Genomic DNA, 20,042 nt, shown 5'->3' with positions numbered 1-20,042 from the left:
TGACATGTTGAAAAAATTGTTGGCATCAGCCTTTCTTGTATCTACATTAACGCTGGCAGCTTGCTCAAGCAACGCTTCTAAGACAGAAGAAGCAGCTGCAGAACCAACCAAATGGGAACAAGTCAAGGAAGCAGGTGTCTTGAAAGTTGCGACCCCAGGTACGCTTTTCCCAACGTCATACTATAATGACAAGAAGGAATTGGTCGGTTATGAAGTCGATATGATGAAGGAAATCGGCAAGCGCTTGGATCTCGAAATTGAATTCCAAGAAATCGGTGTAGCAGAAGCTCTGACATCAGTAGACTCAGGCAAGGTAGATGTTTCAGTAAACAACCTACAGCCAACAGCTGAGCGTAAGGAAAAATACAACCTCTCTGAGGCTTACAAGTATTCTGTATCTGGTATGATTGTCCGTGAAGATGGTTCATCAAACATCACAGCAAAAGACCTTTCAGACTGGAAGGGTAAAAAAGCTGGTGGTGGTGCTGGTACAACCTTCATGAAGATTGCTGAAAAGCAAGGCGCAGAGCCAGTTATCTACGATAACGTAACCAACGACGTTTACCTTCGCGATGTATCCACTGGTCGTACAGACTTTATTCCAAATGACTACTTCACACAAGTGGTCGCAGTTAAGATGATTACTGCAAAATTCCCAGATATCAAAGTGAAGATGGGTGATGTTCGTTACAATCCAAACGAATCTGTGATTGTCATGAGCAAGGAAGATGACAGCTTGAAGCAAGAGTTGGATAAGGTCATCAAAGAAATGAAAGAAGATGGTAGCTTGAAGGCTATCTCAGAAAAACACTATGCTGGTCAAGACTTGACCAAACCTGCTGAAGGTGCAGATGAGTTGCCAGTAGTAGACGTTGACTAAACATCAGAAAGGTTGGAAGTGATTCCTACCTTTTTATCTAGTAAAGAAAGGACGGGTGTTGACCTGGTCGGCGCCTCCAAGGTATTTCTCTATGTCTATCAATTGGCAGGCAGTTTTTGATCCAAAACTAGCTTTTGAGGCTATTCCGCTTATTCTAGAGGGCTTGCCCTACACATTGGCTCTCTCTCTTATCGGCTTTGCCCTAGGGACCTTTTGTGGCTTCTTTGTAGCCTTGATGCGTATGTCTAAGCTTGCCGTCCTCCGCTGGTTGGCTATGGCTCATATTTCCCTCATGCGGGGTATTCCGCTAATGGTCTTGCTTTTCTTTATCTATTTTGGTCTGCCCTTTATGGGCATTCAGCTGGATGCGATATCAGCGTCCATCATTGCCTTTACTTCCATGTCATCGGCCTACATCTCGGAAATCATCCGTTCTTCCCTGTCGGCTATTGATAAGGGTCAATGGGAAGCGGCACGCAGTCTGGGCCTCAAGACCAATGTTATCTACCGCAAGATTATCATTCCTCAGGCCTTCCGCATTGCCCTACCGCCTTTGAGCAATGTTCTGTTGGATATGGTAAAAAGTACCTCGCTGACAGCCATGATTACAGTGCCTGAAATTTTCAACAAGGCCAAAATCGTCGGCGGTGCTAAGTCCGACTACATGACGGTCTATATCTGCGTAGCCTTGATTTATTGGGTCATTTGTACACTCTATGCTGTGGGGCAGTTACGCTTGGAAAAACGTCTGGCTACTTATTAATGGTTAAAAAGATGATTCGATAGGAGTATCGGGTCATTTTTTCTTGGAAAATGGCAGAGCAGAGGGAGTGGGCAAGCACTCGACAAAGCTAAGAAAAGTTCGTCTGCCCCCCGCACAGCTTCAACTGTCTGGGGGACAGTTAAAGGTTGGAAATAGATTGAACGGAGTTCGCATCATTTGTTAGGACTGGTTCGGAGCGAAAAACGTGAACGAAATGAGGTTTGCTACGCAATCCTTATTTCCAACCTTTCACAGTTCCCCAAACTGTGAAAGCCAATCAACCACTGCGCTGAGATGTTGACTCGAACTAAAGAAAGTGATTCGAGGCTTTTTGCCCAGGTTCATCCTCATCATAGTTTGTGAATTTTTACTTGCAATCTGCTGAAAAGAGGAATGTTATAAAATATAGCAATAGTTAGAGATATATTACCAAGATTTTTTAAGAAAGGTGGAGTATATCATGGTTATTATTACAGTTTTTGGTAAAGGGGAAATGGGACAAACCATCGGTGATTTGCTGGAGTCAGACGGTCATCAAATTGACTATGTGGACCGTGAAGGTTTGCAAGGTCGTGCTCTGGGTGATGTGGTTATCTTGGTCTTGCGTTATGATGCCATTGCAGGCGTGGTAGAGGAAAATAAAGAAGCTTTTGCAGGGAAGATTTTGGTGGACATTTCCAATCCTATCAACTTTGATACCTGGGATGAATTGGTGGTACCAGCAGGAAGCTCATCTGCCGAGATGATTGCTGAAAAATTGCCTGAAACCAAGGTCATCAAGGCTTTCAACACCTCATCAGCCATGATGTTGCAGACGAAAAATGTCGGTCAAAGTCACACTCCAGTGGTGCACATGGCTTCTGATGATATAGATGCTAAGGAAGTTTTGGCAGCGATTATTGCAGCAACAGGATTGGACACAGTGGATGTCGGTGATCTCAAACGCGCGCGGGAATTAGAAGCACTTGGTTTCTTGCAAATGAGATTGACCAAGGACCAAAAAGTCAGCCCTTTAGGTGGCTATTTGTTGATTAAATGATAGAAAAGCAGAGATTGTGCTATCTCTGCTTTATTCTTTATGGTATTCTAATAAATCTCCGGGTTGGCAGTCCAGAATACGACAGATGCTCATAAGGGTGTTAAAGCGAATGCCTTTTGCCTTGCCTGTCTTGAGAATGGACAGATTGGCCTCGGTGATACCGACTTGTTCGGCTAAGTCTTTGGAAGTGATTTTTCGGTCCTTGAGGACCTTGTCTAAGTTTACGCGGATCATTTCCATATCAGATAAACTCGCTGTTCTCGGTTTCAAGTTGTTGCCCTTTTTGAACCAATCTCCAGACAAAATAAGTTGCGAAGAGGAAGAGGGCATTGAGGATAAAGTCTGACCAGCGAAGATTGAGGAAGTTGTTTGGACCAGTAACATGTGTCAGGAAAAACAAAATGGTTAGGCAAAATTGCCCAGCAGTCAAGACGAGCAAACTGATGAAGAGTTTCTGATAGAGTACTAGGCTAGCTGAAGCGAAATAATCTTCTTCCAGAAGTAGCTTGCAAAGTTTTTGAATTAGGTAGGCAATGTGACTGAGTGCGACCAAGACGATTAAAATCAATCCAGTCGTTAGAAGAATGAGCCAGACACTGATCTGGTCAATGGGTTTGTTAAAGGTGTATTCCCAAGAGTCTATCGCAAAGGAGTCGCCTCCAAGACCAGCCAAGGTAAAGATGGTATAAAGAGCAATGGTGAAATAGAAGAAATAGCGAACACAAGCAGCCACAATGCCAGCTGTTTTGAGTAGATTGGTTTTCATAGCAAACCTCCGATTATTATTGTTTTATGATAATATTATCCGTAAAATTATTATAAAACAATAATTTCTGAAATGCAAGCGTTTTTTTGAAAAAATAAAAACACCCAATGCTTTTTTTTATTTTTGACACTCCTCTGAAAACGATTTTATTACTTGTAAAGAAATGGTATAATAGAAAGTAAATAATGAGAAAAGGTGCCTTATGACGACCATAGATATTAGCGAAGAATCATTAGCAAGAGAGTCCTCTGGTCTTCTTCGGACCCTCTTGAAAGATCGAACGACCAACAAGTCCATTGTGTGGGCGACCCGTTCCTATGAGTTATTGGGAAAAGGGTTTGGCCTGTATGATCGAATCACTCCAAGTAAAGTGACAGGTCCCTATGCCAACCTCATCCAGCCACGCTCAGAAAAGTCTAAGTATGAGCAAAAAGATCGCACAAAGGTCCGAGCAGAGGTGTTTACCCCGACCTGGTTGGTCAAAAAGCAGATTGAGGCCGTGGACCAAGACTTCCAAGATCTAGACCTAGAGGCCTACCTCAACCTCAAATGGTTGGAAATCACCTGCGGGGAAGCACCCTACATGGTATCCCGCTACGATACCGTGACTGGACAAGCCCTTGACCTTGAGGAACGGGTCGGTTTTTTGGACCGCAAGCTCCACCGCTTATCTCAGCAAGTCCACGAGGAAGAAGCCTGGTTCCAGGGGGCAGTGACTGCCTACCAGAACGCCTACGGCTACGAGTATCAGGGAGATTCCCTGCTCTTGGCGCGTGAAAACCTCCTAGCCAGCTTCATTGACTACTATCAAGCCAAGTTTGACAAGGAACCCAGCCCCAGCCAGAAACAGACCATTGCCCAGATTATTTCCTACAATGTCCTGCAGATGGACGGCTTGACCTACACCAGCCCCTACTCCCAGCAAGCAAAGGAAGCCGTTCAACTCAGCCTTTTTGAGGAAATAGCAGAGCAGACCAGCCAGCCACAAAAGGCACAAATCAAAGATTGGAAAACAAATGAGTTGATAGATTTTGAGCGTCTATCACAAGGAGAAAGCCCTATGAAATTTGATGTTGTCATTGGAAACCCACCGTATCAGGATAATACACTTGGTGAAAATGATACTTATGCTCCTGCAATATATCATTTATTTATGGAAGAATCCTATAAAATTGCGAATAAAGTAGCACTAATTACACCGGGAAGATATTTATTTTCTCCGGGTAGACTGCCTAAAATCTGGCATGAGAAAATGCTTAATGATGAACATTTTAAAATTTTATTTTATTCACAAGATTCTAGTAAAGTTTTTCCTGGTACAGATATTAAAGGTGGAGTTGCAATTGGATATAGAGATGTTCATAAAAATTTTGGTGCAATCGAACTATTTATTCCGTTTGATGAATTGAGGAGTATTGTAAAAAAAGTAGATAGTGTCAGTCGTGGTAATATTTCGTCATTGATTACTAACCCGCTCAGTCATAAGTTCACTGAAAAGCTCAGAGAAACTCATCCAGAGGTAATAGAACTTGCTAGTAAGACTTTTGATTTGCGTTCAAATGTTCTTGATAAACTAGATAATGTAATCTTTTTTGATAACAAACCGAATGATAATAATGAATATATGCAAATTTTGGGTCTCTACAAGAAACAAAGAGCATATAAATTTATTAGGAGAGATTTTATCAAAGGTCCTAAAAATATAGAAAACTATAAAATATTTGTTCCTGAATCAAATGGTAGCGGAGCAATTGGCGAAGTGCTCTCTACACCCCTAATCGGGGAACCCCTAATCGGGGAACCCCTAATCGGGCATACTCAGACGTTTATTTCTATTGGAGATTTTAATACGAAATTAGAAGCAGAGGCATGTTTAAAATATATTAAGACGAAATTTTCACGGGCATTGTTAGGTGTGTTAAAACAGACGCAACATAACCCTGCTCCAATTTGGGCAAAAGTCCCTCTCCAAGATTTTACGTCAAGCTCGGACATCGACTGGTCCCAGTCGGTGGCGGAGATTGACGCCCAGTTGTATAAAAAATATGGCCTTTCTCAGGAAGAGATTGACTTTATTGAATCCAAAGTAAAAGCCATGGATTAGTCCTTGTTCATTAGGATATGAAAAGCTAGAAAAAGAGAAGTAGGTAATCTATGTCCGTTTTGATTAAAACTTCAGAAGAGATTTCTCCAAAAATCTACGCCTATACCACACCCCATGTGACGACCAATGACGGCTGGATCAAGATTGGTTATACCGAGCGTCAGGTGGAGCAGAGGATTAAGGAGCAGACCCACACGGCGGGGATTGAGCCGTCTATTTTGTGGCAGCAAGAGGCTAGGTATATCGAAGAGCCTGACAAGGGCAAGCCCTTCAAAGATCATGACTTCCACCAGTTTTTGAACTTCCATGCCATCGAACGCCGTCCCAAGACCGAGTGGTTTTACTTCAATGGTCATCCAGAGAAAGCCAACCACTTGTTTGACCAGTTTGTCCGTCACGACTATGCAGGCTATCAACCCGGGGAGCAGGTGGACTACCAGCTCAGACAGGAGCAGGAAGAAGCTGTCCAGCAAACCTTGACCTATATCCGGACCAATCAGGACGCACGCAAGAAAGAGTTTCTCTGGAACGCCAAGCCACGCTTTGGCAAGACCCTGGCCACCTATGACTTGATCAAACGACTTAACTGTGACCGAGTCTTGATTGTGACCAACCGCCCAGCCATCGCCAATTCTTGGTTTGATGATTTTCATAAATTTATCGCTGGCACGACCTCCTATAAGTTTGTTTCGGAGTCGGATTCCCTCAAGGGCAGACCAGCCCTATCACGAGAAGATTTCCATAAACTCCTCTTTACCGAGGAAGACGCTAAGGAAATCGCCTTTTTAAGCCTTCAAGATCTGAAAGGGTCTAAATACTTCGGCGGCGCTTATGATAAATTACAGTGGGTAGCCAAGACCCAGTGGGATCTCTTGGTCATTGATGAGGCCCATGAAGGAGTGGATACGGAAAAAACAGATGTTGCCTTTCACCAAATCCAGCGCAACTTTACCCTCCACTTGTCAGGGACTCCCTTCAAGGCTCTAGCCAAGGGCAAGTTTTCGGAAAAGCAGATTTATAACTGGTCCTATGCGGATGAGCAAGCTGCCAAGCAAGATTGGCTCTCCAGCTCCGAGCAAGAAAATCCCTATGAAAACCTTCCTCAGCTCAACATGTTCACCTACCAGATGTCCAAGATGATCACGGACAGGGTTCGAGATGGGGCAGATTTTGGCAGTGAAACGGTTGATTTTGCCTTTGACTTGAATGAATTTTTTGCGACCAATGAATCTGGCGCCTTTATCCATGAGAGAGAAGTCAAAGAATGGCTGAACACCCTGACCTCTAATGAAAAATACCCATTTTCAACTAGGGAGCTCCGTCGGGAAATCAAGCACAGCTTTTGGCTATTAGACCGAGTGGCCTCTGCCAAGGCCTTGAAAGGCTTGTTGGAAGACCATCCAACCTTTGACCGGTATAAGATTGTGCTGGCTGCAGGTTCTGCCAGTCAGCGAGAAGCTGAGGATACAGAAGCAAATGGCAAGTCACTCGATATGGTTAGGAAGGCCATTGCTGAACATGACTATACCATCACCCTGTCTGTCGGTCAGTTGACGACTGGTGTGACCATTCCAGAGTGGACGGCAGTCTTGATGCTGAGCAATCTTCAATCTCCAGCCCTCTATATGCAGGCTGCCTTTCGTGCCCAAAACCCTTACAGTTGGGTGGAAGGAGACAAGGTTTACCGCAAAGAGCGGGCCTATGTCTTTGATTTTGCTCCTGAGCGAACCCTGTCACTCTTTAGTGACTTTGCCAACAACCTCAGTCTAGCGACTGCTGGCGGTGCAGGAACCAGTCAAACCAGAGAGGAAAATATCCGCAACCTGCTCAACTTCTTCCCAGTTATCGCAGAAGATAGGGAAGGCAAGATGGTGGAAATTGACGCCCAGGCAGTCATGACCATTCCAAGCCAGATACGAGCAGCAGAAGTCATCAAGCGTGGCTTTATGTCCAACTTCCTATTTGACAATATCGCAGGCATTTTCAGTGCTAGTCAGCTAGTCTTGGATATCTTGGATGAACTCCCTGTTGAGCAACAAGGAAAAATCAGTCATGCGCCGGATACACTTGAATTTCCAGATATTGAGGTGGATGAAGAAGGGCAGGTTCAGGTGGCAGAAGACTTGGTCATCAACCGTCAAGATGTCCTTTTTGGGACAAAAGTTTATGACTTGTTGGATACGGTGGAAGAGTTGGTTGACCAGGTAGAAAGAGTTGATAAGGCATTTGTCAAAACTGTTCAGAAAGAAATATCCTCTACCTTGGTGGCAGACCTAACTGCTGGCTATGACTTGACCAACCGGGAAAGTAAACAAATTGAGAAGCAGATTCATACGGAGATTGAAAGCCTCATCCAGCGTAGCGAAAAAGAATTTGATATTCAGCAGGCTCATCTCGAAAATGAATACCAAGAAGCTTTGAAGGAAACGGTGGATAGTCAGCAAAAAGAGGAACTGGAGCAGGCCTATCAAGTCAAGAAAATAGAAGCGCACCAAGCCCATCAGGCAGAGCTACGGCAACGCCTGGCAGAAAAAGTGCAGGATTTGCCGCATGATTTGGTCAAACAGCAGGAAGTCAAGCAGCGAGAACGAACCAAGGCTCAGGCTGAGGATGAGATTCGCGGTCACTTACGTGGCTTTGCACGGACCATTCCAAGCTTCATCATGGCCTATGGCGATGAACATCTGACCCTAGCAAACTTCGATAGCTACGTACCAGATGAGGTCTTCATTGAGGTAACAGGCATCAACCTTAACCAGTTCCGTTATTTGCGTGATGGTGGACCTGAATTTGCCGGCCATCTCTTTGATCAGCCGACCTTTGATCAGGCCATCCAAGAATTTTTACGGAAAAAAGCAGAGCTGGCAAACTATTTCGAAGATAGGACAGAAGACATCTTTGACTATATTCCACCTCAAAAGACCAACCAAATCTTCACACCGAAGAAGGTGGTTCAGAAAATGGTGGATGAGTTGGAAAAGGAAAATCCTGGTATCTTCGATGACCCATCCAAAACCTTTATTGACCTCTATATGAAGTCAGGGCTCTATATCACAGAGTTGGTCAAACGCCTCTATAATAGCCAAGGCTTACAAGCAGCCTTTCCAGAAGGGCATGATCGGCTCAAGCATATCTTGGAAGAGCAAGTATATGGCTTTGCGCCAACGGCTATTATCCATAAAATCGCTTTGGAGTTCATCTTTGGCACCCTACCTGACACCATCAGTCGGAAAAACTTCTTACAAGTGGATACTGTTCCATATGCCAAAGAAGGCAGGATGCAGGAGTTGATTGATAAATCTTTTGGGTAAATTGAAGGAAAACTTGTCATTTTTGGCAAGTTTTTCTAAATTCAAAATCACAAAAGAAAACCGCCAACTCCCCGGCGGCTTTCTGCTATTTAAAATACAAGAGTCTCAACCCATTCAAAATCACCAAAATCGTTGATCCTTCGTGGCCCACCACACCGAGTGGGAGGTTGATAGACTGGAAGAGGTTGGAGATGATAAGAAGGGCAATGACAGATAGAGCAAAGATGATGTTTTGCTTGATGATGCCCCGCATTTTCTTAGAGAGACGAATGGAGTAAGGAATTCTCGTCAGGTCTTCCATGAGTACGATGTCAGCCGACTCCATAGCGATGTCCGTACCGCTTCCCATAGCATAGCTGACATTGGCTTGAGCCAGGGCGGGAGCGTCGTTGATGCCGTCTCCGACCATGCCGACTGACGCAAACTCGGTTTGCAGTTCTTGGATAACAGCAGCCTTATCCGTCGGCAGACAGTTGGCAATGACCCGATCAATGCCGACCTGACTCGCCACGTAACGAGCGGTCTTTTCTTGGTCGCCCGTCAAGAGAATTGGTGTCACGCCCATTTCTTTCAACTGGGCAATCAGCTGCTTGCTCTCAGGTTTCAAACTATCTTCCACCATGAAGATCGCCGCCAGCACATCATTTTGGCTGACATAGACCAGGGTTTTCCCAGTGCTTTCCGCCTCATCGATTTGTGCCAGCAGGTCAGTAGACAGAGGACTCACCAGGCTGTCCACCACAAATCCCGCCTTACCGATTTTCCAGCTGTCGCCCTGATAGCCTGCCACCAAGCCTTTTCCGGTCATGTCTTCTAGGCTTTGGAGGGCAATAGCAGAGCTGTCAGCCGTATAGGTCATCAGAGCCTGAGCGATGGGATGGCTAGATTGTTTTTCAACTGCCTGAACAATTTCCTTGATCAGTTTTTCATCGCCAAGATAGGTCGCACCGATAACCTCAGGTTTTCCGATGGTTAGGGTGCCCGTCTTGTCAAAGACGATTGCCTCTAGATTGGCGATATTGTCCGCAATGTCACCGCCCTTGATAATCATGCCTTTACGTGCCGCACGGCTGATAGCAGAAAGTGTCGCCGGTGAAGAAGAAGCCACAAGCGCACATGGAGAAGCGATAGTCAAGAGAATCATGCCACGGTAAAAGGCGGTCAACCAGTCCCAGCCCAGTGCAAAATGAGCAAAGAGGATAAAGAGCGGTACCACCACCAAGACAACCTTGACATAGGTATCTTCCATATTTTCAATGAAAGTCGCAGTTTTTGATTTGGATTCTTGGGCATTTTCGACCATCTGGACGATTTTATCGAAGAGGGCATCTCCTTTCTCAGCCGTAACTTGAACGGTCACAGTTGGCCCTTGGTTGATGGTGCCGCCGATAACAGCCTGTCCAGCCATTTTTTCCGCAGGCAGAGGCTCGCCTGTAATCATGGATTCGTCAAAGATGGATTGCGGACTGATGAGAGTCGCATCCAGTGGAACCGTGTCGCCCTTACGGACTTGTAGGAGGTCGCCGATGCGAATGGCTGCCGTATCCAAAACAGTGATGTCACCATTTTCCTCGATTTTACGAGCAGTTGGAGGTGTCATGTTCATGAGAGCAGCGATAGCGTTCTTGCTTTTTTCCATGGCCAATTCTTCTAAAGTAGAAGACAGGGAGAAGATGAAGATGAGCAAGGCTCCTTCCATCCAGTAGCCGATGAGGCCAGAGCCGATCGCCGCCAAAATCATGAGGAGGTCAACAGACAGGTGCTTGTCCACAAACAATTCCGTCAGTCCTTCCTTGGCAGACTGGTAGCCACCGATAACAAAGGCTAGGAGAAAGAAAATGGGAGCAAAGCCCAATTCTGAATGGAGCAAGAGAATGCCTACTAAGATGAAGAAGAGACAGAGGCTAGTGGTTATGATGTGAAGATGCTGTTTTAGATTGCTTACAAGAGTCATAGTTTTATCCTTATTTATAATCATTATCGTTTTTATAAGTTAATTATAACAGTTCTAAATAGAAAGTCAAGAGTTTTTTAGAATAATTATAAATAATAAAGTTCAGACAATTCAAAGAGAAAAGAAAAAAGCAACCAGTGGCTGCTTTCTAGCTATTGAGTTGACAGTCAGGGCAGATACCATAGATAGATAAGACTTCTTTGGTAATCTTGTAACCCGTTTGTTCGTGGGCTTCGCGTTTGAGGCTAGGAATTTCTACGTCCATGAAGTCGGTAATCTTCCCGCATTTTTCGCAGATGACATTGAGATGTTCATGGCCCATGAAATCATAATAGGTTGTTGTGTCATTGGTCCGCTTGAGTTCAGTGACAAATCCTTCTTCTAAGAGCACTTTGAGATTGTTATAGACAGTTGCCAAACTCATGTTAGGGTAGTTGGGCAGGAGGTCTTTATATATCATTTCAGCACTTGGATGATCGTCGCTTTCAATGATATAGGCTACAACGGCCTTACGTGTTTCTGTAATGCGAACACCTTTTTCCTTTAAGTGTTGAATAACATGCTCAAAGGCAGTTTGGTTTTCTGCATTCAGGTGAGAATGTAGCTCCATTCCGGCCTCCTTTTCTTTTTATAATAATTCTAATTATTTCCTTCATTATATTCTTTTTTTGGAAAGCTGTCAATGACTGAAGTTGTCACTTCAATCTGTGCTAGGACAGTTGTTGTTTTATAGCCTTGTTTTTCTAAGTTTGCTTGTGCTACAATCAGAACATGACACGATTTAAGGCAATTATTTCCTACGACGGACATGACTTTTCTGGTTTTCAACGCCAGCCCCATGCCCGTACAGTTCAGGAAGAAATCGAAAAAACACTAGTAAGACTAAACAGTGGCCAGCCGGTGACAGTGCATGGTGCGGGTCGGACAGACGCAGGAGTGCACGCTTATGGTCAGGTGATTCATTTTGACTTGGCTGGCAGTCGAGATGCTGAGAAGCTCCGCTTTGCCCTAGATACTCAAACCCCTGAGGATATTGATGTGGTCAGTGTGGAGCAGGTGGCGGATGAATTTCATTGCCGCTATGCTAAGCACAGCAAGACCTACGAGTTTCTGGTGGATATTGGGCGGCCTAAGAATCCCATGATGCGCCACTATGCGACCTTTTATCCCTATGATTTGGACTTGAGCTTGATAGAAGAAGCTATTCAGGACTTGGTGGGGACCCATGATTTTACAGGCTTTACAGCTTCTGGGACCTCGGTCGAGGATAAGGTACGGACCATCACAGCGGCGACAATGGAGTATGACCAGCGGCGGCAGTTTTTGATTTTTACCTTTTCGGGCAACGGTTTTTTGTACAAGCAGGTGCGGAATATGGTTGGGACCTTACTGAAAATCGGTAACGGTCGCATGCCCGTTGGGCAAATCAAGCGGATTTTGGCAGAAAAGGATCGTGGCTTGGCGGGTCCGACTGCGGCAGGTAACGGCCTCTATCTAAAGGAGATTATCTATGAAGACTAAGTATATTTTGGCGCTTTCGGGCAACGATATTTTCAGCGGTGGCGGTCTCCATGCAGACCTGACCACCTACACTGTCCATGGTCTACATGGCTTTGTGGCGGTGACCTGCTTGACAGCTATGACGGAAAAAGGTTTTGAGGTCATTCCGACAGATGCAGCGGTATTTGCCCAGCAGCTGGCTAGTTTGAAGGATGTGCCCTTCTCTGCGATTAAGATTGGCTTGCTTCCCACGGTGGACATAGCAGAGCAGGCCTTGGAGTTTATCAAGACTCACCAGGAGATTCCTGTAGTCTTGGATCCAGTCTTGGTCTGCAAGGAAACGCACGATACTGAGGTCAGCCAGTTGCGAGATGAACTCTTAAAATTCCTTCCCTATGTCAGCATCATCACGCCTAATCTGGCAGAAGCTCAGCTATTGCTCCAAAAAGACATCAAAACGGTGGAGGAGATGAAGCAGGCGGCAGTGGCTTTGTATGACTTGGGAGCCAAGGCGGTGGTCATCAAGGGAGGCAATCGACTGGGTGGCTCAGAAGCGGTCGATGTTTACTATGACGGACAGGAAGTGGTCGTGCTCCAGTCGCCTCTGTTGTCAGAAAACAATGTGGGGGCAGGCTGTACCTTTGCGTCCAGCATTGCCAGCCAGCTTTTGCTGGGTCAAGATCCTTTAGAGGCAGTCAAATTATCCAAGGACTTTGTCCATGCAGCCATCTTAAAATCAGATCAATATGGGGTGATTCAGTATGAGAAATAAAAAGACGCAAGAACTGGTATTGCTGGCTATTTTAACTGCCTTGAGTTTGGTATTAGCCTTTGTTCATGTGCCAACTGCAACTGGTTTTGTGACACTTTTGGATGTTGGGGTGTATTTTACAGCCTTTTACTTGGGTAAGAAAGAAGGAGCCATTGTTGGCGGACTGTCAGGGCTTCTGATTGATTTTTTGTTGGGCTATCCCCAGTGGGCTTTCTTTAGCTTGCTTTTCCACGGTACTCAGGGTTATTTTGCAGGATGGAAAGGTAAAAGTCGTTATCTTGGGCTTGCTCTAGCGAGTATTAGCATGGTTGGAGGTTATTATCTAGCTTCTCGACTTTATTTTAATGACCTGAAAGCCATTGAAAGTGTTCTAAGCAATACCTTGCAAAACACAGTTGGTCTGGTAGTTGGTTACATCTTGGCTCAGGCAATAGAAAGAATTGGTGCAGTAAATCATGTCATTAAAGGAAATTAAGGAAGAGACCAAGCAAGTTGTCGAAGAAATTTTAGAACTCAGCAATCTTCAAAAGGGTCAGATTTTTGTCCTAGGTTTGTCTTCTAGTGAGGTCATTGGTGGGCATATTGGCAAAAATTCCAGTCTGGAAGTTGGCGAAGCCGTTGTCGAAACCATTCTAGATATTTTGACACCAAAGGGCATTTACCTAGCTGTCCAAGGCTGTGAGCACCTCAATCGTGCCTTGGTAGTGGAGCGGGAATTGGCTATCCAGAAAGATTTGGAAATGGTCAATGTCCTCCCCACCCTTCATGCAGGAGGGTCTGGACAGTTGGCAGCCTTCAAGTATATGAAGGATCCAGTCGAAGTGGAATTTATCACCGCTCAGGCGGGTGTGGACATCGGTGATACGGCGATTGGGATGCACATCAAGCACGTCCAAGTGCCAATTAGACCGAGCTTGCGTGAGATCGGCCAGGCCCATGTTACAGCTCTTGCCAGCCGTCCTAAACTGATCGGCGGTGCCCGTGCAGCTTATCTGGAAGATCAAATACGGAAAAATTAATCACAGCCAGAAGGTTGTGATTTTTTTGAATACAAAATCCTTGCCAAGTAGATTTCTTTTTGCTAAACTTGTTCTTGTGGTTGATACAAGTTCAAAGGGAGGATTTCCATGGATACCAAATTTTCAGTAGCTTTGCATATCTTGACCATGATTAGCGAGAGTAGTGATGTCATGACGTCGCAGGCCTTGGCAACCAGTGTCGGTACCAATGCCAGTTATATCCGCAAGGTCATCGCTCTCTTGAAGAATGCAGGCATCATACAGTCCCATCAGGGCAAGGCTGGCTATGAGTTGAGCAAGGATCCGTCGGACATCAGCCTCCTGGACATCTACTATGCCACCCAGGAAGTCACGCATATCCAGCTCTTTCAGCAGCACCAACACGCCAATCAATCCTGCCCAGTTGGTCGGCACATTGCAGGGGCTGTCCAGCCAATCTTTGCGACCATTGAGCAGGATTTGCAGGATAGATTATCCCAAGAAAGCTTGGCCCAGGTCATTGCTAACTTGTATCAAGAGGCAAAAAAATCCAACTGACTTTTACAAGTCAGTTTCTATTTCGCACAACTTGGACTTGTATCAGATACAAGTCATTTAAAAAAGGAGTAAACCATGAAAGCAGCACAACATACATCTTATAACAAAAACAATATCGTACTTAACCTAACAGACATTGCTAAGCCAAACATCAAACCAGACCAGGTCCTTATCAAAGTGACCGCAGCAGGTGTCAATCCTTTGGACAACATGATTTCTCGTGGAGATGTCAAGATGATTGTCCCTTACAAATTGCCACAAACAGCGGGCAATGAGGTCGTTGGCTTGGTGGAAGAAGTCGGCTCAAGCGTGACCAATTTTGCAGTTGGTGCCCGTGTCTTTGGTCGTCTTCCTCTCGACAATATCGGTGCCTTTGCCGAGTATGTAGCGGTGGAGGCTGCTGCACTTGCTAAAGTTCCTGCCTATCTGACGGATGTGGAAGCGGCTGCCGTTCCCCTGACTGCCCTGACCATTATGCAGGCATTGGACCTCATGGGTGCAGAGGCTGGCAAGACCATTTTCATCTCAGGTGGTACAGGCGGTGTCGGTGGTATGGCCATTCCCATTGCCAAAGCCAAGGGTTTGACGGTCATTACCAACGGTGATGGGGCAAATGCAGAGCGGGTATTGGCGTTGGGTGCCGACCAGTTTATCGACTACAAGACAGAAGATTACACTAAAACCCTCTCCCAAATCGACTATGTACTGGACACACTTGGCGGTGCAGAAACCGAAAAACAAATGTCGATTATGAAAAAAGGCGGTCAGTTGGTTTCCCTCCGTGCTATGCCAAATGGCGAATTTGCCAAACGCATGAACCTACCAAAATGGAAACAATTCCTCTTTGGTTTGGTTGGTCGCAAATTTGACAAGATGGCGGAAAGCTACGGTGTGCACTACCATTTCATCTTCGTAGAAAGCAATGGTCAACAGTTGCAAGAGGTAGCAGACATTTTCAGCAAGTTAGAAATCAAACCGTCTATCGATACCGTTTATCCATTTGAAGAAGTCAACGCAGCCTTGGACAAGGTCGCAAACGGTCGCTCACGTGGAAAAACTGTCCTCAGTTTTAAATAGTAGGAGTACTTATGTCTTATATCACAACTAAAAATCAATACATAACTGTCGCTGGCAATCAGATTGCCTACCGTGAACTAGGTAAAGGCAAGTCTAAACTGCCCTTGGTCATGTTAGTCCATTTGGCCGCAACCTTGGATAACTGGGATCCAAAATTGCTGGATTTACTGGCTGAAAAAGAGCACATCATCGTCCTTGATTTGCCTGGCGTCGGAGCCAGTCAAGGCAAGGTAGCTCCTACGATTCCAGGAATGGCAGAGCAGGCTCATGCTATTATCAAGAACTTGGGGCATACGAAAATTAACCTGCTCGGTCTTTCTATGGGTGGTTTTATTGCCCAAGAAATCGTCCGTCTTGATAGTCAAATGGTTAACCGCTTGATTCTAGCAGGAACAGGACCTCGTGGCGGTGTTGAAGTCGATAAGGTGACAGGAAAAACTTTTCGCTATATGCTGAAGGCTGGTATGGAGCGCGTGGATCCAAAACGCTACATTTTCTACAACCACGATGAAGCAGGCCGACTGGAAGCTGAAAAAGTTTTGGGTCGTATGGGAGAAAGAAAAGCCGAGTATGCAGACAAGGACATGAATGTCCCAGGATTTTTAACACAGCTGAAGGCAATCAAACGCTGGGGTAGAGATCCTCAAGACGATATGACCTTTATCACGCAACCAACGCTGATCGTCAACGGTGACAAGGATATGCAAGTTCCGACTGAGAACTCTTATATCATGCATGAGAAAATCAAAAACAGTCAACTCATCATCTATCCCAATGCAGGTCACGGGTCTATCTTCCAAAATGCAGATGACTTTTCAACAGCCTTGATAGACTTTTTGGAGGAATAGTCCCTATTACTCTTGCATATACAAGGCCTGCAAAGTCCCCAAAATCACCTTAGCCTGCTCTTGAAAGAGTTGATTGAGTTACTTGTCTTCCTTATCTTTTGTCTGTATAATAATCTAAAACGAAAGGAAATCAAATGAACACAAAAGATTTTTACTGGGTACGAGAACCGGAAAACTACCAGATTTCAGACAAGGAAATCAGAATCACAACCCAAGCCCATACGGACTTGTGGCAGAAGACCTACTACCATTTTGTCAATGACAATGCTCCCCTGTTATTGATGGACACGGAGGAAGAGTATTTTTCCTTTACGGTTAAGACAGATTTTTCCAATAGCCATACCCGCTTTGACCAGTGTGGTGTCGTGGTTTATCAGGATTCGGAAAACTGGATTAAGGGCTCGATTGAGTATGAAAATGAGGAGTTTCAGCACTTGGGCAGTGTCGTGACCAATCACGGATTTTCAGACTGGGCAACTCAGGAGATACCTGCTTCTGTCAAGTCTATCTATTACCGTTTGAGCCGACGGGGTAGTGATTTCTGCATTGAAAACTCTAAAGATGGTGTCCATTTTGAGCAGATGCGGATTTGCCACTTACATGAAGGCGGTGGAAAAATCCATTTTGGAATCTATGCCTGCTCGCCAGAAGACTCTTCCTTTGAAGCTGTCTTTACAGAAATGAGTTTGACAGACTGCAAATGGCTAGCCCACGACGGTCAACAACCAGACTAGAAGATTGGGCAGAAGCTCCGCCATTTCCCAAAAGTCCGTTATAAAATCGTTGAAATCCTTGTCAATTGTGTTATAATGAAGAGTATGCAATAAAATTTTAAGGAGAATGACAGAATGTCTGTATCATTTGAAGCAAAAGAAACAAACCGCGGCGTTTTGACTTTCACAATCGGTCAAGATGCAATCAAACCAGAATTGGACCGCGTTTTCAACAAAGTTAAGAAGGATATCAATCTTCCAGGTTTCCGTAAAGGCCACTTGCCACGTGCCGTCTTCAACCAAAAATTTGGTGAAGAAGCACTTTACCAAGATGTAGTAAACGCTCTTTTACCAGCAGCTTATGAAGCAGCTGTTGCAGAAGCTGGTCTTGAAGTAGTTGCACAACCAAAAATCGACGTTGTGTCTATGGAAAAAGGCCAAGACTGGACAATCACTGCGGAAGTTGTGACAAAACCTGAAGTAAAATTGGGTGACTACAAAAACTTGGCAGTTTCAGTGGAAGCTACTAAAGAAGTAACAGATGAAGAAGTTGATGCAAAAATCGAGCGTGAGCGCAACAACTTGGCTGAATTGGTTATCAAAGAAGGTCCAGCAGCTGAAGGAGATACAGTTGTTATCGACTTTGTAGGTTCAATCGACGGCGTTGAATTTGACGGCGGTAAAGGTGAGAACTTCTCGCTTGGACTTGGTTCAGGTCAATTCATCCCAGGTTTCGAAGCACAATTGGTAGGCCACGCAGCTGGTGAAGAAGTAAACGTTGAAGTGACTTTCCCAGAAGACTATCAGGCAGCTGACCTTGCTGGTAAACCAGCCCTTTTCGTGACAAAAATCCACGAAGTAAAAGCAAAAGAAGTTCCAGCTTTGGATGACGAATTGGCAAAAGACATCGACGAAGAAGTAGAAACACTTGATGAGTTGAAAGCTAAGTACCGTAAAGAATTGGAAGCAGCAAAAGAAGTTGCCTTTGACGATGCAGTTGAAGCAGCAGCTCTTGAATTGGCTGTAGAAAACGCTGAAATCGTTGAATTGCCAGAAGAAATGATCCACGAAGAAGTTCACCGTGCAATCAACGAATTCTTGGGTGGTATGCAACAACAAGGTATCTCACCAGACATGTACTTCCAAATCACTGGTACAACTCGTGAAGACCTTCATAAACAATACGAAGCAGATGCTGAAAAACGCACTAAGACAAACTTGGTTGTTGAAGCAGTAGCGAAAGCAGAAGGTTTCGAAGCAACTGAAGAAGAAATCAACAAAGAAATCGAAGACTTGGCAGCGACTTACAAGATGGAAGTGGCACAAGTTCGTAGCTTGCTTTCACCAGAAATGCTTAAACACGACATCGCTGTGAAGAAAGCCGTAGAAGTGATCACAAGCACTGCAACTGTAAAATAGGATTGATAGGAACAAAGGTTGGGCAATTTTCCCAGCCTTTTTCAATGCTAAGGATTTTTGGCAGAGTTGCACAAAATCGTCTTGCTATTTTTGTATACCTTGACCTAGCGCTTAAAAGCGCTTTCATTTACAATATAACTATCAAAGAAAGAGAGGATTGAACATGGTTCAATTAAATTTAAAAAACATTTACAAAAAATACCCAAACAGTGAGCACTACTCTGTTGAAGACTTTAACTTGGACATCAAGGACAAGGAATTTATCGTATTCGTAGGTCCTTCAGGATGTGGTAAGTCAACAACTCTTCGTATGATTGCTGGTTTGGAAGATATCACAGAAGGGGAAGCCTACATCGACGGCGTTCTCATGAACGATGTGGCTCCAAAAGACCGCGATATTGCCATGGTATTCCAGAACTATGCCCTCTACCCACACATGACTGTCTTTGACAACATGGCCTTTGGTTTGAAATTGCGTAAGTACAGCAAGGATGAAATCAAAAAACGTGTGGAAGAAGCGGCACAAATCCTTGGATTGACAGAATTCTTGGAACGCAAACCAGCTGACCTTTCAGGAGGACAACGCCAACGTGTTGCCATGGGGCGTGCCATCGTTCGTGATGCCAAAGTATTCTTGATGGATGAGCCTTTGTCAAACTTGGATGCCAAATTGCGTGTATCCATGCGTACTGAGATTGCCAAAATCCACCGCCGTATCGGTGCGACAACCATCTACGTAACCCACGACCAAACAGAAGCCATGACCTTGGCAGACCGTATCGTTATCATGTCTGCAACTAAAAACCCAGCAGGTACAGGTACAATCGGTCGTATCGAACAAATCGGTAGCCCAGAAGAGCTCTACAACCGCCCTGTTAACAAGTTTGTTGCTAGCTTCATCGGTAGCCCAGCTATGAACTTCTTCACAGTGACGCTTCAAGATGGCGTTCTTGTTGGAGATGGTTTCAAAGTGGATCTTCCAGAAGGACGTCGCAAACATTTGGAAGAAAAAGGCTACAATGGCAAATCATTTACTCTCGGTATCCGTCCAGAAGATATCAAGGCTTCTCAGTTGGAATTGGACACCTACCCTTCTTCCATCGTAGAAGCAGAAGTGGTGGTATCTGAGCTTCTCGGTGCAGAAACCATGCTTTACTCTAAAGTAGGTAGCACAGAGTTTGTATCTCGTGTTGATGCACGCGACTACCACAACCCAGGAGACAAAGTTCGCTTGACCTTCAACCTCAACAAAGCACACTTCTTTGATGATGAAACAAGCAAGGCGATTGTCTAACCTTTCTAAAAACGTTCATAAAACACCTGACCGCTAGATGAAAATC

General features: G+C 44.9%; 19 protein-coding genes. 15 read left to right on the top strand and 4 right to left on the bottom strand.

All coding sequences use genetic code 11. The features are described 5' to 3' along the window. The first annotated feature begins 4 nt into the window (after window positions 1-4). The 3 genes from NQZ91_05680 (at window position 5) to NQZ91_05670 (ending at window position 2,682) form a co-directional block, all read left to right on the top strand. Window positions 5-880 (top strand): transporter substrate-binding domain-containing protein, encoded by an 876-nt coding sequence (locus NQZ91_05680; protein UUM56899.1) that lies wholly within the window; start codon window positions 5-7, stop codon window positions 878-880. Between the two features lie 91 nt (window positions 881-971). After that, window positions 972-1,643: an amino acid ABC transporter permease gene (locus tag NQZ91_05675; GenBank protein UUM56898.1), complete on the top strand. Its 672-nt coding sequence runs from the start codon at window positions 972-974 to the stop codon at window positions 1,641-1,643. Window positions 1,644-2,103: 460 nt separating this feature from the next. Beyond that, window positions 2,104-2,682, top strand: a complete 579-nt coding sequence (locus tag NQZ91_05670; GenBank protein ID UUM56897.1) for a diguanylate cyclase — start codon at window positions 2,104-2,106, stop codon at window positions 2,680-2,682. A gap of 30 nt (window positions 2,683-2,712) precedes the next feature. On the opposite strand, the gene NQZ91_05665 is transcribed toward NQZ91_05670, so the two are convergent. Together NQZ91_05665 and NQZ91_05660 are read right to left on the bottom strand one after the other, a co-directional pair. After that, window positions 2,713-2,922 (bottom strand): helix-turn-helix transcriptional regulator, encoded by a 210-nt coding sequence (locus tag NQZ91_05665; GenBank protein UUM56896.1) that lies wholly within the window; start codon window positions 2,920-2,922, stop codon window positions 2,713-2,715. Between the two features lies 1 nt (window position 2,923). Beyond that, entirely contained in the window at window positions 2,924-3,448 is a 525-nt protein-coding gene (locus NQZ91_05660; protein UUM56895.1) for a hypothetical protein, read from the bottom strand. A 202-nt stretch (window positions 3,449-3,650) separates the two neighbouring features. On the opposite strand from NQZ91_05660, the gene NQZ91_05655 reads away from it, so the two are divergent. Both NQZ91_05655 and NQZ91_05650 read left to right on the top strand, forming a co-directional pair. Beyond that, the gene (locus NQZ91_05655; GenBank protein UUM56894.1) at window positions 3,651-5,552 is read left to right on the top strand and encodes an Eco57I restriction-modification methylase domain-containing protein; all 1,902 of its coding nucleotides are present in this window, start codon (window positions 3,651-3,653) and stop codon (window positions 5,550-5,552) included. Window positions 5,553-5,602: 50 nt separating this feature from the next. Further along, window positions 5,603-8,863, top strand: a complete 3,261-nt coding sequence (locus tag NQZ91_05650) for a DEAD/DEAH box helicase family protein (protein UUM56893.1) — start codon at window positions 5,603-5,605, stop codon at window positions 8,861-8,863. A gap of 85 nt (window positions 8,864-8,948) precedes the next feature. Here the strand turns inward: NQZ91_05650 and NQZ91_05645 are convergent, their stop codons facing one another. Next, entirely contained in the window at window positions 8,949-10,817 is a 1,869-nt protein-coding gene (locus tag NQZ91_05645) for a heavy metal translocating P-type ATPase (GenBank protein ID UUM56892.1), read from the bottom strand. A 148-nt stretch (window positions 10,818-10,965) separates the two neighbouring features. After that, window positions 10,966-11,427 carry a peroxide-responsive transcriptional repressor PerR gene (perR, locus tag NQZ91_05640; protein ID UUM56891.1) on the bottom strand — a complete coding sequence of 154 codons (462 nt, stop codon included), beginning with the start codon at window positions 11,425-11,427 and terminating at the stop codon, window positions 10,966-10,968. Window positions 11,428-11,588: 161 nt separating this feature from the next. Here perR and truA point away from each other — a divergent pair, with 161 nt between their 5' ends. The 10 genes from truA (at window position 11,589) to ugpC (ending at window position 19,996) form a co-directional block, all read left to right on the top strand. Beyond that, on the top strand, window positions 11,589-12,338 hold the full coding sequence (gene truA / locus NQZ91_05635) for a tRNA pseudouridine(38-40) synthase TruA (protein UUM56890.1): 750 nt from the start codon (window positions 11,589-11,591) through the stop codon (window positions 12,336-12,338). Beyond that, a complete protein-coding gene (locus NQZ91_05630) occupies window positions 12,328-13,089 on the top strand; it encodes a bifunctional hydroxymethylpyrimidine kinase/phosphomethylpyrimidine kinase (GenBank protein ID UUM56889.1) in 762 nt (253 codons plus the stop codon). Before truA ends, NQZ91_05630 begins: the two co-directional genes overlap by 11 nt. Beyond that, complete coding sequence (locus NQZ91_05625) at window positions 13,079-13,564, top strand: ECF transporter S component (GenBank protein UUM56888.1); 486 nt, start codon at window positions 13,079-13,081, stop codon at window positions 13,562-13,564. The genes NQZ91_05630 and NQZ91_05625 overlap by 11 nt, the downstream gene beginning before the upstream one ends. Continuing rightward, window positions 13,545-14,108: a TIGR01440 family protein gene (locus NQZ91_05620; GenBank protein ID UUM56887.1), complete on the top strand. Its 564-nt coding sequence runs from the start codon at window positions 13,545-13,547 to the stop codon at window positions 14,106-14,108. The genes NQZ91_05625 and NQZ91_05620 overlap by 20 nt, the downstream gene beginning before the upstream one ends. 108 nt (window positions 14,109-14,216) lie before the next feature. After that, entirely contained in the window at window positions 14,217-14,645 is a 429-nt protein-coding gene (locus NQZ91_05615; protein UUM56886.1) for an Rrf2 family transcriptional regulator, read from the top strand. Between the two features lie 75 nt (window positions 14,646-14,720). Further along, window positions 14,721-15,722, top strand: a complete 1,002-nt coding sequence (locus NQZ91_05610; protein UUM56885.1) for an NADP-dependent oxidoreductase — start codon at window positions 14,721-14,723, stop codon at window positions 15,720-15,722. Window positions 15,723-15,733: 11 nt separating this feature from the next. Beyond that, window positions 15,734-16,570 (top strand): alpha/beta hydrolase, encoded by an 837-nt coding sequence (locus NQZ91_05605; GenBank protein ID UUM56884.1) that lies wholly within the window; start codon window positions 15,734-15,736, stop codon window positions 16,568-16,570. Window positions 16,571-16,704: 134 nt separating this feature from the next. Further along, window positions 16,705-17,304 (top strand): DUF1349 domain-containing protein, encoded by a 600-nt coding sequence (locus tag NQZ91_05600; GenBank protein ID UUM56883.1) that lies wholly within the window; start codon window positions 16,705-16,707, stop codon window positions 17,302-17,304. A 114-nt stretch (window positions 17,305-17,418) separates the two neighbouring features. Continuing rightward, on the top strand, window positions 17,419-18,702 hold the full coding sequence (gene tig / locus NQZ91_05595; protein ID UUM56882.1) for a trigger factor: 1,284 nt from the start codon (window positions 17,419-17,421) through the stop codon (window positions 18,700-18,702). A gap of 163 nt (window positions 18,703-18,865) precedes the next feature. Continuing rightward, the gene (gene ugpC / locus NQZ91_05590) at window positions 18,866-19,996 is read left to right on the top strand and encodes a sn-glycerol-3-phosphate ABC transporter ATP-binding protein UgpC (protein UUM56881.1); all 1,131 of its coding nucleotides are present in this window, start codon (window positions 18,866-18,868) and stop codon (window positions 19,994-19,996) included. The last annotated feature ends 46 nt before the right edge of the window (window positions 19,997-20,042 follow it).

The organism is Streptococcus suis (assembly GCA_024583055.1).
Taxonomy (GTDB): Bacteria; Bacillota; Bacilli; order Lactobacillales; family Streptococcaceae; genus Streptococcus; species Streptococcus suis_V.
Note: the sequence above shows the minus strand (reverse complement) of the source record. Positions and strands in the feature narration are given on the sequence as shown.

What these genes read in the sequence shown, in the direction of transcription:
- tig (UUM56882.1), top strand. Translation starts at nt 17,419, where the DNA reads ATGTCTGTATCATTTGAAGCAAAAGAAACAAACCGCGGCGTTTTGACT.
- NQZ91_05625 (UUM56888.1), top strand. Translation starts at nt 13,079, where the DNA reads ATGAGAAATAAAAAGACGCAAGAACTGGTATTGCTGGCTATTTTAACT.
- perR (UUM56891.1), bottom strand. Translation starts at nt 11,427, where the DNA reads ATGGAGCTACATTCTCACCTGAATGCAGAAAACCAAACTGCCTTTGAG.
- NQZ91_05660 (UUM56895.1), bottom strand. Translation starts at nt 3,448, where the DNA reads ATGAAAACCAATCTACTCAAAACAGCTGGCATTGTGGCTGCTTGTGTT.
- NQZ91_05615 (UUM56886.1), top strand. Translation starts at nt 14,217, where the DNA reads ATGGATACCAAATTTTCAGTAGCTTTGCATATCTTGACCATGATTAGC.
- ugpC (UUM56881.1), top strand. Translation starts at nt 18,866, where the DNA reads ATGGTTCAATTAAATTTAAAAAACATTTACAAAAAATACCCAAACAGT.
- NQZ91_05610 (UUM56885.1), top strand. Translation starts at nt 14,721, where the DNA reads ATGAAAGCAGCACAACATACATCTTATAACAAAAACAATATCGTACTT.
- NQZ91_05655 (UUM56894.1), top strand. Translation starts at nt 3,651, where the DNA reads ATGACGACCATAGATATTAGCGAAGAATCATTAGCAAGAGAGTCCTCT.
- NQZ91_05630 (UUM56889.1), top strand. Translation starts at nt 12,328, where the DNA reads ATGAAGACTAAGTATATTTTGGCGCTTTCGGGCAACGATATTTTCAGC.
- NQZ91_05675 (UUM56898.1), top strand. Translation starts at nt 972, where the DNA reads ATGTCTATCAATTGGCAGGCAGTTTTTGATCCAAAACTAGCTTTTGAG.
- NQZ91_05665 (UUM56896.1), bottom strand. Translation starts at nt 2,922, where the DNA reads ATGGAAATGATCCGCGTAAACTTAGACAAGGTCCTCAAGGACCGAAAA.
- truA (UUM56890.1), top strand. Translation starts at nt 11,589, where the DNA reads ATGACACGATTTAAGGCAATTATTTCCTACGACGGACATGACTTTTCT.
- NQZ91_05650 (UUM56893.1), top strand. Translation starts at nt 5,603, where the DNA reads ATGTCCGTTTTGATTAAAACTTCAGAAGAGATTTCTCCAAAAATCTAC.
- NQZ91_05670 (UUM56897.1), top strand. Translation starts at nt 2,104, where the DNA reads ATGGTTATTATTACAGTTTTTGGTAAAGGGGAAATGGGACAAACCATC.
- NQZ91_05605 (UUM56884.1), top strand. Translation starts at nt 15,734, where the DNA reads ATGTCTTATATCACAACTAAAAATCAATACATAACTGTCGCTGGCAAT.
- NQZ91_05620 (UUM56887.1), top strand. Translation starts at nt 13,545, where the DNA reads ATGTCATTAAAGGAAATTAAGGAAGAGACCAAGCAAGTTGTCGAAGAA.
- NQZ91_05645 (UUM56892.1), bottom strand. Translation starts at nt 10,817, where the DNA reads ATGACTCTTGTAAGCAATCTAAAACAGCATCTTCACATCATAACCACT.
- NQZ91_05600 (UUM56883.1), top strand. Translation starts at nt 16,705, where the DNA reads ATGAACACAAAAGATTTTTACTGGGTACGAGAACCGGAAAACTACCAG.
- NQZ91_05680 (UUM56899.1), top strand. Translation starts at nt 5, where the DNA reads ATGTTGAAAAAATTGTTGGCATCAGCCTTTCTTGTATCTACATTAACG.